16 protein-coding genes and 1 tRNA gene are annotated in these 14,288 nt (G+C 41.0%); 6 read left to right on the top strand and 11 right to left on the bottom strand.

What is annotated here, in order from left to right; translation table 11 throughout:
• Window positions 1-34: 34 nt before the first annotated feature.
• The 3 genes from G3T18_RS24755 to G3T18_RS24765 form a co-directional block, all read right to left on the bottom strand.
• Window positions 35-397, bottom strand: coding sequence for an aspartyl protease (locus G3T18_RS24755; protein ID WP_224413261.1), 363 nt, complete (start codon window positions 395-397; stop codon window positions 35-37).
• Entirely contained in the window at window positions 394-711 is a 318-nt protein-coding gene (locus G3T18_RS24760) for a hypothetical protein (protein WP_224413262.1), read from the bottom strand. Before G3T18_RS24760 ends, G3T18_RS24755 begins: the two co-directional genes overlap by 4 nt.
• 82 nt (window positions 712-793) lie before the next feature.
• Window positions 794-2,161 (bottom strand): aminopeptidase P family protein, encoded by a 1,368-nt coding sequence (locus tag G3T18_RS24765; protein ID WP_224413263.1) that lies wholly within the window; start codon window positions 2,159-2,161, stop codon window positions 794-796.
• A gap of 76 nt (window positions 2,162-2,237) precedes the next feature.
• Between G3T18_RS24765 and G3T18_RS24770 the strand changes: the two genes are divergently transcribed.
• The 3 genes from G3T18_RS24770 to G3T18_RS24780 all read left to right on the top strand — a co-directional run bounded on the left by G3T18_RS24770 (window position 2,238) and on the right by G3T18_RS24780 (window position 3,395).
• A complete protein-coding gene (locus tag G3T18_RS24770; protein ID WP_224413264.1) occupies window positions 2,238-2,651 on the top strand; it encodes a DUF4332 domain-containing protein in 414 nt (137 codons plus the stop codon).
• Window positions 2,652-2,733: 82 nt separating this feature from the next.
• The gene (locus G3T18_RS24775; RefSeq protein WP_224413265.1) at window positions 2,734-3,027 is read left to right on the top strand and encodes a DUF433 domain-containing protein; all 294 of its coding nucleotides are present in this window, start codon (window positions 2,734-2,736) and stop codon (window positions 3,025-3,027) included.
• The gene (locus G3T18_RS24780; protein ID WP_224413266.1) at window positions 3,024-3,395 is read left to right on the top strand and encodes a DUF5615 family PIN-like protein; all 372 of its coding nucleotides are present in this window, start codon (window positions 3,024-3,026) and stop codon (window positions 3,393-3,395) included. Before G3T18_RS24775 ends, G3T18_RS24780 begins: the two co-directional genes overlap by 4 nt.
• A 195-nt stretch (window positions 3,396-3,590) precedes the next feature.
• On the opposite strand, the gene G3T18_RS24785 is transcribed toward G3T18_RS24780, so the two are convergent.
• From G3T18_RS24785 to G3T18_RS24795, 3 genes are all read right to left on the bottom strand, one after another.
• The gene (locus G3T18_RS24785) at window positions 3,591-4,895 is read right to left on the bottom strand and encodes a glutamate-5-semialdehyde dehydrogenase (RefSeq protein ID WP_224413267.1); all 1,305 of its coding nucleotides are present in this window, start codon (window positions 4,893-4,895) and stop codon (window positions 3,591-3,593) included.
• A 155-nt stretch (window positions 4,896-5,050) separates the two neighbouring features.
• Window positions 5,051-5,905 carry a nucleoside triphosphate pyrophosphohydrolase gene (gene mazG, locus G3T18_RS24790; protein ID WP_224413268.1) on the bottom strand — a complete coding sequence of 285 codons (855 nt, stop codon included), beginning with the start codon at window positions 5,903-5,905 and terminating at the stop codon, window positions 5,051-5,053.
• Between the two features lie 337 nt (window positions 5,906-6,242).
• Entirely contained in the window at window positions 6,243-6,806 is a 564-nt protein-coding gene (locus G3T18_RS24795; RefSeq protein WP_224413269.1) for a metal-binding protein, read from the bottom strand.
• Window positions 6,807-6,856: 50 nt separating this feature from the next.
• Between G3T18_RS24795 and G3T18_RS24800 the strand changes: the two genes are divergently transcribed.
• The 3 genes from G3T18_RS24800 (at window position 6,857) to G3T18_RS24810 (ending at window position 8,941) form a co-directional block, all read left to right on the top strand.
• A tRNA-Val gene (locus G3T18_RS24800) sits at window positions 6,857-6,928 on the top strand.
• A 196-nt stretch (window positions 6,929-7,124) separates the two neighbouring features.
• A complete protein-coding gene (locus G3T18_RS24805) occupies window positions 7,125-7,454 on the top strand; it encodes a hypothetical protein (RefSeq protein ID WP_224413270.1) in 330 nt (109 codons plus the stop codon).
• On the top strand, window positions 7,451-8,941 hold the full coding sequence (locus G3T18_RS24810) for a glycosyl hydrolase family 57 (protein ID WP_224413271.1): 1,491 nt from the start codon (window positions 7,451-7,453) through the stop codon (window positions 8,939-8,941). Before G3T18_RS24805 ends, G3T18_RS24810 begins: the two co-directional genes overlap by 4 nt.
• A gap of 39 nt (window positions 8,942-8,980) precedes the next feature.
• Here G3T18_RS24810 and obgE read toward each other — a convergent pair whose 3' ends face one another.
• The 5 genes from obgE to purF form a co-directional block, all read right to left on the bottom strand.
• Window positions 8,981-9,991: a GTPase ObgE gene (obgE, locus tag G3T18_RS24815; protein ID WP_224413272.1), complete on the bottom strand. Its 1,011-nt coding sequence runs from the start codon at window positions 9,989-9,991 to the stop codon at window positions 8,981-8,983.
• A 91-nt stretch (window positions 9,992-10,082) separates the two neighbouring features.
• The gene (locus G3T18_RS24820) at window positions 10,083-10,781 is read right to left on the bottom strand and encodes a Mo-dependent nitrogenase C-terminal domain-containing protein (protein ID WP_224413384.1); all 699 of its coding nucleotides are present in this window, start codon (window positions 10,779-10,781) and stop codon (window positions 10,083-10,085) included.
• A 233-nt stretch (window positions 10,782-11,014) separates the two neighbouring features.
• Window positions 11,015-11,281, bottom strand: coding sequence for an IS1/IS1595 family N-terminal zinc-binding domain-containing protein (locus G3T18_RS24825; protein WP_224413273.1), 267 nt, complete (start codon window positions 11,279-11,281; stop codon window positions 11,015-11,017).
• 176 nt (window positions 11,282-11,457) lie between these two features.
• Window positions 11,458-12,417, bottom strand: coding sequence for a hypothetical protein (locus G3T18_RS24830; protein WP_224413274.1), 960 nt, complete (start codon window positions 12,415-12,417; stop codon window positions 11,458-11,460).
• 245 nt (window positions 12,418-12,662) lie between these two features.
• Window positions 12,663-14,150 carry an amidophosphoribosyltransferase gene (gene purF, locus G3T18_RS24835; RefSeq protein WP_224413275.1) on the bottom strand — a complete coding sequence of 496 codons (1,488 nt, stop codon included), beginning with the start codon at window positions 14,148-14,150 and terminating at the stop codon, window positions 12,663-12,665.
• Window positions 14,151-14,288: the final 138 nt, after the last annotated feature.

Genomic DNA, 14,288 nt, shown 5'->3' on the forward strand with positions numbered 1-14,288 from the left:
TTGAGCAGTTAATTTTTGTCAACTTTAATCCTACTTACCCAAGTGTCAACTCTCCTGTAGGAAAATCTACTACTAATCGCTTTCTTCTCAACCAAGGTACACCGATGATTGTTTCTCTAAAATCTGCTCCCGCAACTGCTGGAACAATGAATTCTTCCCCATCAATTATCACTTTGGCGGCGTAATTTTCAAAAGTTGTTATTCCTCTTGCTGTTACTACTTGTCTAGTGCCAATTTGCTCCCACTCTAGAGCCTCTAAATCTTGCTTGTCGATTGCTAGCCATTCAGTTGAACCAGTATCTAACAAAGCATTTATTGAGAAAATTTCACCATTACCAGCTACCAATTCAATCTCAAAAAATAGCTGTCCAATTTCATCAAACTCACCTTGAATCATATTCGTCCGCAAACTCCGGTTTCATTGAGCCGAAAAGTACCAAATAATTTATGAGGATGTTTTTCTCGTGCTTTCTGGATAACATTAACATCTTCGCGATCGATAAAATAGTCTTCGCTTTCTGGTTCAATGGCAATAAACCAGTTATAATGTTCTTCAATTAATTCTGGACGAATACGCTCGAAAATTAAACGACAGCGTTGATGAAAGGCTTCGATTTCTGCTTGTTTTTTCGCTCTTTCTTCGGGAGAAATAGTTCTTTCGGGGAAGATTCTGCCGCGACGCGCAATTCGCTGAGATTTGATTTCACTCACGATTAAAATCCTCGCAATCTTGAGTTATGTCTTCAATTTTAACATTAAGTGTAGAGACGTTGCATGCAACGTCTCTACAAATTTATCCTCTCACCAACTCTTCGATTTCATCAACTCGATTTGGCAATTCTTCGGTCAATACTTCGCTACCAGATTCTGTCACCAAAACATCATCTTCGATGCGAATTCCGCGCACGTCAGCGAAGATTTCTAAGCGCTCCCAATTAACAACATCGGCGTATTTTTCCCGCATTTGAGCATTATTTAATATTCCAGGTACTTGATAAAATCCCGGTTCTATGGTAACAAGCATATTAGGACGAAGTGGACGATTTAAACGCAGGTAATTTAAGCCAAATCTCTCGCTCCTTTCTCTACCTTCCTCATATCCTGCTAAATCGCCTAAATCTTCCATATCATGTACGTCTAAACCCAAAAGATGACCGATACCATGCGGGAAAAATAAAGCATGAGCATCTGTTTCTACTAAGTCGCTAACATTGCCTTGTAAAATGCCTAAATTGACTAATCCTTCGGCGATTATAGAAGCAGCAAGTAAATGAATATCTTGATATTCTACACCAGGATGAATCTTGTCAATACAAGCATCGTGGGCGGCTAAAACAATTTCGTAAATATCTCTTTGGGTTGAGGAAAATTGACCGTTTACTGCCCAAGTGCGAGTAATGTCAGATGCCCAGCCTGACTCGGTTTCTGCCCCAACATCTGCTAAGATTAAATCTCCTGATTGTAGCCGATTATCGTATTTATTATTATGCAAAATTTCGCCACGGACAGTGACAATACTGTTATAAGAACAGGTCATATTATTAGCAAGAATAACCGCTTCCATTGCTGCACGAACTGCTGCTTCTGTTTTGACTTTTGAAGTTACTTTCATTCCCGCTTTGTGGGCGGTTACGGCTACTTTCGCGGCTTGACGCAACTCGGATAAAGCTGTTGCATCATGAGATAATCGTAGCGAAACAATTGCTTTTGCTAAGGCTAAATCAATTCCTTGGGGTGCATTTGCTGGGGCGACGGGGCGATCGCATAATTGAGATTGTTGCAAACAAGTGCTAGAATCTTGAACAGCGACGGTAGCTGCATTGGCGGTGCGTTTGCTTAATTCTGTCAGAGGATAAGCAGCGTCAGCCCCAATTTTAGCGGCAATTTCGTCTCTCGTGGGCATTTCCCCGTGCCAAAGGGCGCTATCTGGGCTAGGATTGTCGATAAATAATTCTAGTTTGCCATTTTCCAGACGAATAACTGCATTTTCGAGCGGTAATCCGGCAAAATAGAGAAAGTGGGAACTAGCGCGAAAAGGGTAAGTATTAGCGGGAAAATTGCGGACTTGGGCGCGTCCTGACCAAAGTATAACAGGTTGGTCGAAGATTTCGTCAAGACGTTGACGGCGTTGTTTGAGAGTTGTGGGTAGAGAAATTTGCATACTTATTTGAGGCAAAGGTGCAATGAGTTTGTTGCTAAGATAGGTCTGTTTACTAGGTTAATAGATCCCTGATAAGATGAAAAACACGATGCGTTGTTATTGGTCAATTGAAGAGTTACCTGGTTTGAGTGCAAAAGAGCGATCGCTGCTAGCTTCGCATAAAATTAATACTACCCAGGATTTACTCGCCCATGCTAGCACTCCTCAACAACAACAGGAATTAGCCGCCGAGTTACAAATTCACGCTCAATATGTGAAAAAATGGGTAGCAATGGCAGATTTAGCTAGCATATCTAGTGTTGGTTGTCAATACTGCGGGCTAATTTTACACGCGGGAATTGCTTCGGTAGCCCAACTTGCTCAAACTCCCGTTCACAGATTACACCGACAGATTTTACGCTTGCAAGTAGCCACGATGCAAAGAAAAGATTTGTGTCCCTCAGTCGATGAAGTGCAAAAATGGGTTGAAGAAGCAGCGCGATCGCGTTGAGAACTTCTCAAGTAAATTAAGATTGGGAGTGATTTTACCAAGATTTGGCGATCGCAAAAATTATCATTAACTCGCTCAAAATATGTCTACAATTACTGATATCGGTACGCTAATTGTTACTACTCCAGACACTTGTGGAGGTCGTCCGAGAATTGCCGGAAGAAGACTTTCAGTACAGCAAATTGCCGTTTTAACGAAACAGGGATTAACTCCGCCAGAAATTGTGAGAGAATATGAAAATCTGACTTTAGCAGAAGTTCATGCAGCCTTAGCTTATTATTATGCTAACCAAGAGCAAATTGAGCAGTATTTAGCTGAGGAAAAAGCCCAATACGAGCAAATGTTAGCAGAATATGAGGCTGGTAAACCCAAGTGAGTCAAATTTGTTTGTATCTTGACGAAGATGCTAGTCGAGGAGATTTGATTAAAGCTTTACGCAATGCTAATATTGATTTAATAACTACTTCGGAAGCTGATAATTTAAGTTGTAGCGATCTAGAACAGTTAGTTTGGGCAACTGCAAACAATAAGGTTATTTATACCTATAATATGGGTGATTATTGTCGATTGCATACAATTTACATGGTTGAAAGTAGAGAGCATACAGGCATTATTGTTGCTGAAAGACAAAGTTATTCGATAGGAGAACAGTTGCGAGGATTACAAAGATTAGTTTTAGCTATATCCGCAGAGTCAATAAGAAACCAGTTGGTGTTCCTTGGAACTTATATTCGGAATGAATAAACCTACAAGCAATTTTAATCTAAGAAACAGCGAGATTATCGAGAACTTCTCAGCTAAATTAGGATTAGATGAAATACATAAATCTTTGCTACGCAGCATCAACTTGTAGAGACGTTGTATCCAAAATCTCTACATAATATCTGTATTGCTCTTAAAAGTAATTTTACCAAAATTTGGCTCTCGCGCAACCCCCAACTAAACTAAATCTTGATGAGTAAAAGCTTTCGCATTTGCACCTGTATAGGTAGCGACAACATGACCATTACCCACAAGCTGATATTTGTAAGTAACTAACCCTTCTAATCCTACCGGACCGCGAGGAGGCATTTGCTGCGTACTAATACCAACTTCTGCACCGAAACCGTAGCGGAAACCGTCAGCAAAGCGAGTCGAACAATTGTGAAAGACTCCGGCTGCATCAACTTGGGCTAAAAAAGTTGCCGCCGTTGTGTTATCCTCAGTTACGATCGCGTCCGTGTGTTTGGAACCATAGGTATTGATATGCGCGATCGCAGCTTCTATATTATCTACTACTTTGATCGCCAAAATCAAGTCACTATATTCTGTTTTCCAATCATCCTCCGTAGCTGCGGGAATATCCAAAAATGAGCGAGTAACCTCATCTCCCAGCAATTTTACTTCTTTTGCTTGTAAAGCTGTAGCTACTTGCGGTAAAAATTCCTCAGCAATATCTCGATGAACTAACAAAGTTTCAATTGCATTACAAGCAGCAGGATAATTCGTTTTCGCATCAATAGTTATCTCAATTGCTTGCTGAAAATCTGCGGCTTTATCTATATATAAGTGACAAATTCCATCTGCGTGTCCCAATACCGGAATTTTCGTATTTTCTTGAACGTAACGCACGAAAGAATTAGAACCTCTGGGAATAATTAAATCCACATATTCATCTAACTCTAATAAACCGCGAATTTCTTCCCTCGTTGTTAACAGTTGTACTGCATCAGGATTAACCTTCGTTTTTGCTAAAGCTGCTTGAATTACCTTAACTAATTCAGTACAAGAACGAATTGCTTCTTTACCACCTTTGAGAATAACACCATTACCCGATTTTATTGCCAACGTCGTAATTTGAATTAACGCTTCTGGACGTGCTTCAAAGATAACTCCCAAAACACCAAGGGGACAAGTAACTCGCTTGAGAATTAAACCTTTATCTAACTCGCGCTTAATTTGCATTGCACCCACGGGATCTGGTAAATTAGCCACATCACGTACTCCCGCGATCGCCGATTTTAACTTACTTTCGCCCAATTGCAAACGTGCATATAAAGCCGCAGAAATATTATCGACTGACGCTTGGCAATCTTCAGCATTAGCAGCTAAAATGTCTGGTGTAGCTTTTTCCAAGGCAGTTGCGAGAGTTGCGATCGCCTCATTACGATCTTCTGTCGATAACACTGCCAACTGACGTGCAGCCTCACGAGTTGCTTGAGCAATATCTATCAGAGAACGAGTATCAACAACAGAAGCAGTCATATCCAGAGTCACTAATTTGTGCGGGTAATAGTCAGTTTAGCAAAAAGTGAGTAACTGCGAGATCCATAAACAAGAAAAATCTGCTTCACATTTTTGCCAATTTGTCAAATAAAATTGCAAATTTAGTTTATTTTGTCCAAAAACTATAAGTAATTTCAATTAGGAATCGATTGCGAAGATTCCTGAATTTCTTTTTTCGCTTGCTTCCAGAGATGATCCAACTCATCAAGAGTATATTCCGTCAGAGGGCGATCGGCAAAAGCCTCCATTTTTGACAAGCGTTGAATAAAGCGATTATTAGTTCCTTGAAGCGCTTCATTTGGATCTAATTGATACCAACGAGCAATATTAATTAACGTGAATAATAAATCGCCTAATTCCGATTCTTGATGATTTTTATCCTCAGTTTGCAAAGCTTCTTTAAATTCGCCCAACTCCTCTTGGAACTTCGCCCAAACTTCCTCAACGTTTTCCCATTCCAATCCTGCTGCTGCGGCTTTTTTCGACATTTTCGTACCTGCCATAAGTGGTGGTAAAGTGCGAGATATTTGACTAAGTTTGTGACTGAGTAACTGAGATTCTTCCGGAGTTTTACCCTTTTCTAAAGCCTTAATTTGTTCCCAATTAGCGCGAACTTGTTCGACATTTTCTACTTGAACATCACCAAAGACATGAGGGTGACGACGAATCAATTTTTCCGTAATACTATCAGCCACTTCAGTTAAACTAAATTGACCATATTCGCTAGCAATTTGTGCTTGCAAAACCACTTGTAAAAGTAAATCTCCTAATTCCTCAGCGAGATCGTCAGCATCTCCAACTCGCAACGCATCAACCACCTCATAAGCTTCCTCAATCACATACGGAATCAAGGTTTGCGGCGTTTGAGCCAAATCCCAAGGACAACCCTCGTTAGGATCTCGCAACTTAGCAACCACCTCAATCAGCCGTTTTAGAGCTTCTAATACAGCTTCAGACGTATCTTGAACAGTTTCAGTTGAGTTAGACATCGAGCAAAAACCAGAAAACCCTCTTAACTATTCTTAACCTGAATCTCCTGATTTGTCATGTATTAGGGATTGGGGATTGGGGATTGGTGACTGGGGATTGGGGATTGGGGATTGGGGACTGGTGATTGGTGATTGGGGATTGGGGACTGGTGATTGGGGACTGGTGATTGGGGATTGGTGATTGGGGACTGGTGATTGGGGACTGGTGATTGGGGATTGGTGATTGGTGATTGGGAAAACTTTGCTGCAAATTTCTCCTTGTCTTCCAAGTCTCCAATTTCTACTGATAACTGGTAACTGATAACTGGTAACTGATAACTGATAACTGGTAACTGACTCACTTCCTTCTGCGTCGGGAAGACTTGCGCTTCGGTTTAGGTAGTACAGCCTGCCAACCCTTTTTCTGATAACGTTTATAAGCAGAGCCAGTCCAATCACAGAGCGAGTGACTCATTGCACCAATTTCCAAACCGAGAAAAAGAGCGATCGCCTCTTGATGGTAAACAATGAGTAAAGCGATCGCGTCTTGCGCAAATTTTTGCCAATTCCAAGGAAAACCCCAAATGAGTTGCGCGATCGCCACAACAAACATTGCTACCCCCAGCAGTAACACCAGCAGATAAACTACTCGTAGTAACGTCCCAATAATCAAACCATGAGATAAGACAGAGCGATGGCGTAAACCTTTTTGATAAGGAATCCAAATAAAGCGCAACCAACCCCAGCGTTTGAACTGAATCGAGATAATATCGAGATCCGGACCAAACATCAAACCGCTAAACAAAAACGCTCCTGCGGTAATTAGAGTCAACTCTCCATTGCGAGTCAGTGAGAAACTCACAGCCACCACCCAAGGTAAGCTCCATAACGTTATGCGATCGTGCGTCCGACCAGAAGGCATTAAATTTAATTGCTTATTCCAAAAAGATGTGCTAATCTAAATATGTTAACGGGCGATTAGCTCAGCGGTAGAGCGCCTGCCTTACAAGCAGGACGTCACTGGTTCAAATCCAGTATCGCCCATACTTTCAGCTTTCAAAACCTATAGAAAATTCTCTAGAAATTATCTGGAGGTTACTATTATGTGCGATGAAGACTTAAGCCAACAAGAATCTTACTGTCAATCAAGGCTTAAGTCTCCAGGCGATCGCCAGTTAATGTATCCTAGCAAGTGTAACCAAAGCTATAATTTTTCCAGCCAATAAAATAATTAAGTATCATGACAGACTTTGTGCTAATCGATCTTACTTCGCAAGCAGATGCAGTCTGGAAACATATTTTTAATTTGAGTAAATCGGAAATTTTGGCTTGGTTGAGCAAACGTGGTACAGTCGAAGAAATTCAACATTCTTTTGAAGTTAATTCTTACTTATTTCGTTCGATAGTTGACAGAGAAACTTTTTTTTGCTTAACCCCAAATAGATCGCTTCTAATTTATCTTGGTGAAGATAATTTCTATCAACCGAAACGTGAGGAAACAAGCGAAAAAAGTTTAAATTTAACGCTAGCTAAAATCTACTCGAAAGACAATATTCCGAAAATCAAATGACAACAACAACTAATTTAACTTCCTTACCAGAAATACAAGCCAATTCACCCAATATTTGCGGTTATGAAACCGAAATTAGTTCGGTAAATAACAATGATGAACCGATATTTATCCCAACTACAAATCTAAACTTAGCAGATATTAGCGCCGGAATGTGTTGCGCTTTACATATGCACCAACCGACAATTCCAGCAGGTGCAAATGGGGAATTAATTAGCAATCTTCAATATATGTTTGAACATCCCCAGTCAGGAGATAATCATAATGCCGAACCTTTTGCTTGGTGTTATAGTCGAATGGGTGAATTTATCCCTCAATTAGTAGCAGAAGGATGTAATCCACGCATCATGCTTGATTATTCAGGTAATTTGTTGTGGGGATTGCAACAAATGGGAAGAGAAGATATTCTGAATAATCTGAAAAAAATTACTTGCGAATCTCAATACCAACCTCATGTAGAATGGTTAGGAACAATGTGGAGTCATGCAGTCATTCCCTCTACTCCTATACCGGATCTCAAGCTTCACATTCAAGCTTGGCAACATCATTTTGCTGCTATCTTTGGTTATGATGCTCTCAAGCGAGTTAAAGGTTTTTCGCCGCCGGAAATGCACTTACCGAATCATCCCGATACTTTATTTGAGTATCTTAAAGCCCTCAAAGAATGCGGTTATCGGTGGTTAATGGTGCAAGAAAATTCGGTAGAACGTTTAGATGGTTCTAGTTTACCTCATGATGATAAATATATCCCCAATCGTCTAGTTGCCCGCAATTCTCATGGCGAAACTATGGCGATGACAGTCTTGATTAAAACTCAAGGATCTGATACAAAATTAGTAGGGCAAATGCAGCCTTATTATGAGGCAAAAGGGCGCGGTAAACAACAAATTGGCAATCTTAGCGTTCCTTCTTTAGTTACGCAAATTGCTGATGGTGAAAATGGTGGCGTAATGATGAATGAATTTCCCCGCGATTTTTTACGAGTTTGGCGAGAAATAGGGGCAGAAAGTGGGGGAAAATCAGGTGTAGTTGGCTTTAACGGTACGGAATATTTAGAACTAATTGAAGCTGCTGGAGCTGATGCACAAAACTACCCAATTTGTCAAGCAGTTAATCAGCATAAAATTTGGGCAAAAGTTGACCCAGATAATGCTACACCAGAGAAAGTTAGCGACGCGATCGCGCAATTAAACGAAAGCGATCCTAATTTTCACATGGAAGGTGCTTCGTGGACAAATCATTTAAGTTGGGTGAAAGGTTACGAAAATGTTCTCGAACCAATGAACCAACTTAGCGCAGCTTTTCATCAAAAATATGACCCAATTTTAGCCCACGATCCCGGCATAACTAAGGATGCAAAATATCAACAAGCTTTACTGTATAACTTGTTACTCCAAACCAGTTGTTTTCGCTACTGGGGACAAGGAACTTGGACAGAATATGCGCGGACAATTTTCCAGAAAGGTGAAGCTTTACTGAAAGATTAAGAGTAAAATAAGCTTGTAGAGATATTCTCAAAAATGTCTCTACATCACCTCAGAATGTACCGTATTATCTAAAGTCTGCCAAACGTTTTGTAAAAGAGGATCGAGTCCCATTCCAGCAACCGCCGAAATGCCAAAAATTGGGTTATTAGTAAACCGCATTAATTCCTCTTTAACTAAAGTAAAAGTTTCCGAATCAACTGCATCCAACTTGTTAAGAGCTATAATTTGGGGGCGAGATCCCAAACCTCGCCCATAAGCTTGTAATTCTGCTTGAATTGTCTGATAATCTTCTAAGGGATCGGCAGCAGTAAGATCGACCAAATGCAAGAGTAAGCGAGTCCGTTCGATGTGACGTAAAAAATCATGTCCCAAACCAATTCCTGCACTCGCTCCGGCAATTAATCCGGGAATATCAGCAAAAACCGTCCCATCTCCCGTAGGTTTCCGGACTACGCCCAAATTAGGGACTAAAGTAGTAAAAGGATAATCAGCAATTTTTGGACGCGCTGAAGAAACTGCCGCAATAAAAGTAGATTTACCAGCATTTGGTAGCCCAATAATACCCACCTCAGCCAGTAACTTTAACTCCAAAATTAAGCGTTTTTGTTCCCCAGGTAAACCCGGTAAAGCATATTCCGGTGCGCGGTTACTATTACTCAAAAAATGCTTATTTCCTAAACCACCTTTACCACCTTGAGCAACACAAATAGTTTGATTTGGTTTAACGAGATCGCCAACAACTTCACCAGTATCGGCATCGTAAACCACCGTACCACAAGGAACTTCAATTACGCGATCGCTACCCGCCGCCCCAGTACGATTACTCGGTCCACCGCGCTTCCCATCCTCAGCCTTAAACAGCCGAGAATACTTAAAATCCAACAAAGTTTGTAAATTTTCCGCCGCTTCTAAAATAACCGAACCACCGCGTCCACCATTTCCTCCAGCCGGACCCCCAGCCGGAACATACTTTTCTCGGCGAAACGCGACAATCCCGTCACCTCCCTTACCAGCTTCAACTTCAATTTCCGCACGATCTATAAATTGCATAACTAGCTAATAAGTTTTTGTTAATTAGTAACTGATGAAAAACCAAATTATCCGATACGGACGCATTTTGTGCGTCCGTACCACCAATTAATTATATATACTTGCTAACATCCTCGTTGCATTCATCTGCAAGATAGGACAAAGAGCGAAAGCGCAAGCCGACTAATTGTTCGTAAAGAGGATTAAGCTTACACATCGGTGGAATGTGGACAATTTTGCGACCAAAGAGCTTGATATCTCGTTCAAAAGGACATTGAGAAGGAACAGTTTTGCAGATAAAACGTGCCAATCTAGGATCGTCAACATCCATCTTATCCAACCACTTTTTAACTGGCTGTAAAACATCTGAATGAGGATAAGTCGAGGTTCCTGCTTCTGCATCCGCAGGGATATCTTCCTCTAAAGAAGGAACTTTATCCGGGTCGTAAAGAGTATGCTCTAAAGCCTTTAAAGCTTCGATTTCTAGCCCTAAAGCTTCATGAAACTGGTGGATTATTTGTGCTTCTTCTACGGAATAAACTCCGTCGGCAACTGCCATCATGACTGCGGTTCTTAAAAAGTTTTCCGCAGCATTTTTGTTTCCGGTGAAAGCATCTGCTAATTCAGCAGGAGTAATTTGTTCTAAATTGTTAATGTCTGTGCCAAGAGCTAACTCTTCTTCAGTTAATTGGGTAATTAATTCTTGTTCTTCTGGATCGAAGTGTCCATCTGCCCAAGCAATAGTTAGCAAGCCGCGCAGCCAAGCGACAATTTGTTCGTTAGTGTATGGAGATTTGACGACACTCTTCATAGACATTTGCTTTGATTTCACTATCGAAATGATTTCTGCCACATCAATCCTAACTCTAGTCTCGCAGTGAATTTGGTTTGGGTGTAGGCGATCGCCCAAAGCTACGCTTGATTGTTGCTGAATAAGTAATGAATTTCGCGATCGCGGTAACGGTTTGAAACTTGAGAGCGAAAAGTAAAATCCGCGCGCTTTTTCTTTTTCTTGCTACCCACTCGGTAATTCATCAATTTTACTTATGGCAGATCTGATAGTTTTAATTCCGCTTCCCGAATCCAATGAATTATCGTAGTATGGTGGATTTCTGTGACTCGCTCGATTCCTCGCAAACTCATGCCATTTAAGTACATTTTTAAGCATAACTGCCTAACTTCCCGGCTATAGCTTCTCGAAATTGGGTGTTCGACAAACTGACGACCGCAATCGCAACATTGGTAACATTGTTTGCCACGACGATGACCATTTTTTCGGGATAAAGTTGAGTGGCATTTTGGACATTTCATTTCTCTATTATACCTCTCTATTATACCAGATTTACCATTATTCATTCAGCAAGACCTTTTTCTTCTCGCTCTTTGATTTTCTTCGGTAAAAATACTGTTAGATAATTTCCTCAATTTCAGCGATCGCCTTGACGCAGGTTAGGCAAATTTACCAAGACTGTTATCAAAGTGAGTCATCAAGAATTCTTCGGCTTTTTCAGCCCTAATTTTGCAGCCAAACTTTTCAGTGTATCTCTAGGAAACCAGACCTTGAAAATGCCTTCTTTATCAAAGACTGCTAAGTTCCAAATATAGCCGAAATTGGGGAACTGTTTTAAGAGCAAAATTTCAGCGAGCATATAACGCCGATATTTTCGTGGGAAACTGGGAGGATTTTCTTCAGTGCGAAGTTGTTCCGGTAAAGGTAGCCAATGACCAACGATTTTTCCCGACTCAAAAAATCTGGACTGCACGGATAATCCTACTAATCGGTCAGCCGTCCAAAAAGGAATATATTTAAATGGACCAAATAAAGTAAAGGTAGGTGTGACCCCCTTTAGTGCTTCTTTAACTAGAGCATTTTTCCAGACTTTTTTGTCAAAGTTTTCTTGATGAGGTCCTCTATGATCTTTACGTCCCCGGAAAAGTCCGAAAAAGTCAGGTTTATTCTCTAAAGGAACTATGGGAATTTCTCGCATCATCCGTTTTTTTTCCTCTGGAGAGTAATGTTTTTCTGGGTCGCGCTTTTTGACTGGGATATTTTGCAGATTATCTAGAGAACCCCAAGGTCGAGTGATTGAGCGATCGCCAAAAGAAAATGTGACTTGTTGTAACCTAAAAAAATAGCTATCAGGAAAGTTACTAAAATAATCTTCTGTAATTGTTACAATCTGTGGATGAAGATATTCATCACAGTTAATAGAAAGCACGTATTCCCCTATTGCATTAAGTAAAGCCGTTACTCTTTGAATGACTTCTCCCCTTAGAGGACAGCTAAATTGACGTAGCCGAGGATCGCTAATTTCTAGGAAAGGAACATGAGGTGGATAAACTAAAATTAACTCTACGCTACCTTGAATTTTCAAGTTTTCTTGTAGCCATGAAATTTCAACATTTTCCCTCATCGGGATAATAATAGAAAGCGTAGGCTTAGTCATAGATGATTAGTCCTCAGTTAAAACAATGGTGCTTTCCCGGAGTGTTAAGTTATCATAAGAACCTGATTTCTAAACAGTTAAGTGTGCTTAACTATTAGTTATTCAACAGCCTAATTTTAGCTCATCTGATTTAGAAATTCTGATAATCAATTGTAATAAAATTATTAAAAATGAACGAGCAAGGCTTTTCTGTTGTGCAGCCTTGCTCGCTTGATGGCTAATTAACCTGATTTGAGATTATGTTGTTAGACTTTCGCTTTTTCTAGCATCAATTTGGAGCGCTTGATTTGTTCGGGAATTTCAATAGGATAATCTCCCGTGAAACAAGCAGAACAAAAACTATGAGGATCTTCGCCTGTCGCTTCGAGCATTCCTGACCAACTCAGATAAGCTAAACTATCAACGCCAATAATTTCTGCTATTTCTGAAACCGATTTAGTTGCGGCGATTAAATGATCTTGGCTATCGGTATCAATTCCATAAAAGCAAGGATGAGTTACTGGAGGTGAGGAAATCCGCAGATGCACTTCTTTTGCACCTGCATCCCGGAGTGCTTGGACGATTTTGCGGCTGGTTGTACCTCTGACGATTGAGTCGTCTACCATGATGACTCGTTTACCCGTGAGTACGTCTTTGAGGGGATTCAGTTTCATCCGTATACCCGATTCGCGCATACTTTGAGTGGGTTGAATGAAAGTACGCCCTACATAGCGGTTTTTAATCAATCCTTCTGCAAAAGGTATGCCAGATTCGGCGGAAAAACCGATCGCTGCGGGAACGCCTGAGTCGGGTACGGGAATGACGATATCGGCGTCTACGTATGATTCTTGGGCAAGTTGACGACCTAATCCTAAACGATAACTGTAAAGTGTCTCGTCGTGCATGACGCTATCTGGTCTGGCAAAATAGATCATCTCGAAGATACACAGTTTTCGTTCTGGCTTTTTTACCCAGTGCAAGGATGCCATTCCTTCTTCGGTAATCCAAACTAATTCTCCGGGTTCGACATCCCGCAAGTATTCAGCACCGATAATATCTAAGGCGCAGGTTTCTGAGGCTAAAACGTAGCGTTGGGGGTTACTATCCAGTGTACCGATAACTAGAGGACGAATGCCGTGGGGATCGCGTACTCCCATTAGTCCCGCAGGTGTGGCGATCGCTAAACTGTATGCTCCTTGACAGTATTCAAAGGCGCTTACTGCTGCTTCGAGCCAGTCTTTGCCACTATCTACTTCTTGGGCGATCGCTAAGGCGATCATTTCTGAGTCTGTGGTTGTCACAAAGTCGCAGTTTTGTTTGCTTAAATGTTCTCGTAGTTCTACAACGTTGACTAAGTTACCGTTATGTGATAACCCTAGTGACCCTAGGCGAGTTTCTACTACTGCCGGTTGAGCATTGGCTACTCGTGAAGATCCTGTGGTTGAATAACGAGTATGACCGACTGCTATTTGTCCTGGCAAATTGTTTAAAATTGTTTCATTAAAAACTTGGGAGACTAAGCCCATGTTTTTATGTAAATGTACTGTTTCTCCATCAAAGGTGGCTATCCCTGCTGATTCTTGCCCTCGATGTTGTAAGGCATAAAGTCCAAAATATGTTAGCTTGGCAACATCTTCTCCTGGGGCGTAAACTCCAAATACTCCACAGGCTTCTTCTGGTTTATCTACTCTTTCTTTGGGAAAGTTGTCGTTGATGAAATGCTCGTTCGAGTATTGAGATGGGTTGGGAATCATCCTCTATTTGTCCTCGCGCGATCGCGGCAATGATAGGTTAACGGTATTGAGAGTTACCTAGAGAGGTTCCTAGCTCTAATCAAAATTAGCTCTAACCTCCCTAATTTCCAGATTAACTCAACTTAATATTTTCTTAAC

The sequence above is a fragment of the Oscillatoria salina IIICB1 genome, from assembly GCF_020144665.1.
In the GTDB taxonomy this organism is placed as follows: domain Bacteria; phylum Cyanobacteriota; class Cyanobacteriia; order Cyanobacteriales; family SIO1D9; genus IIICB1.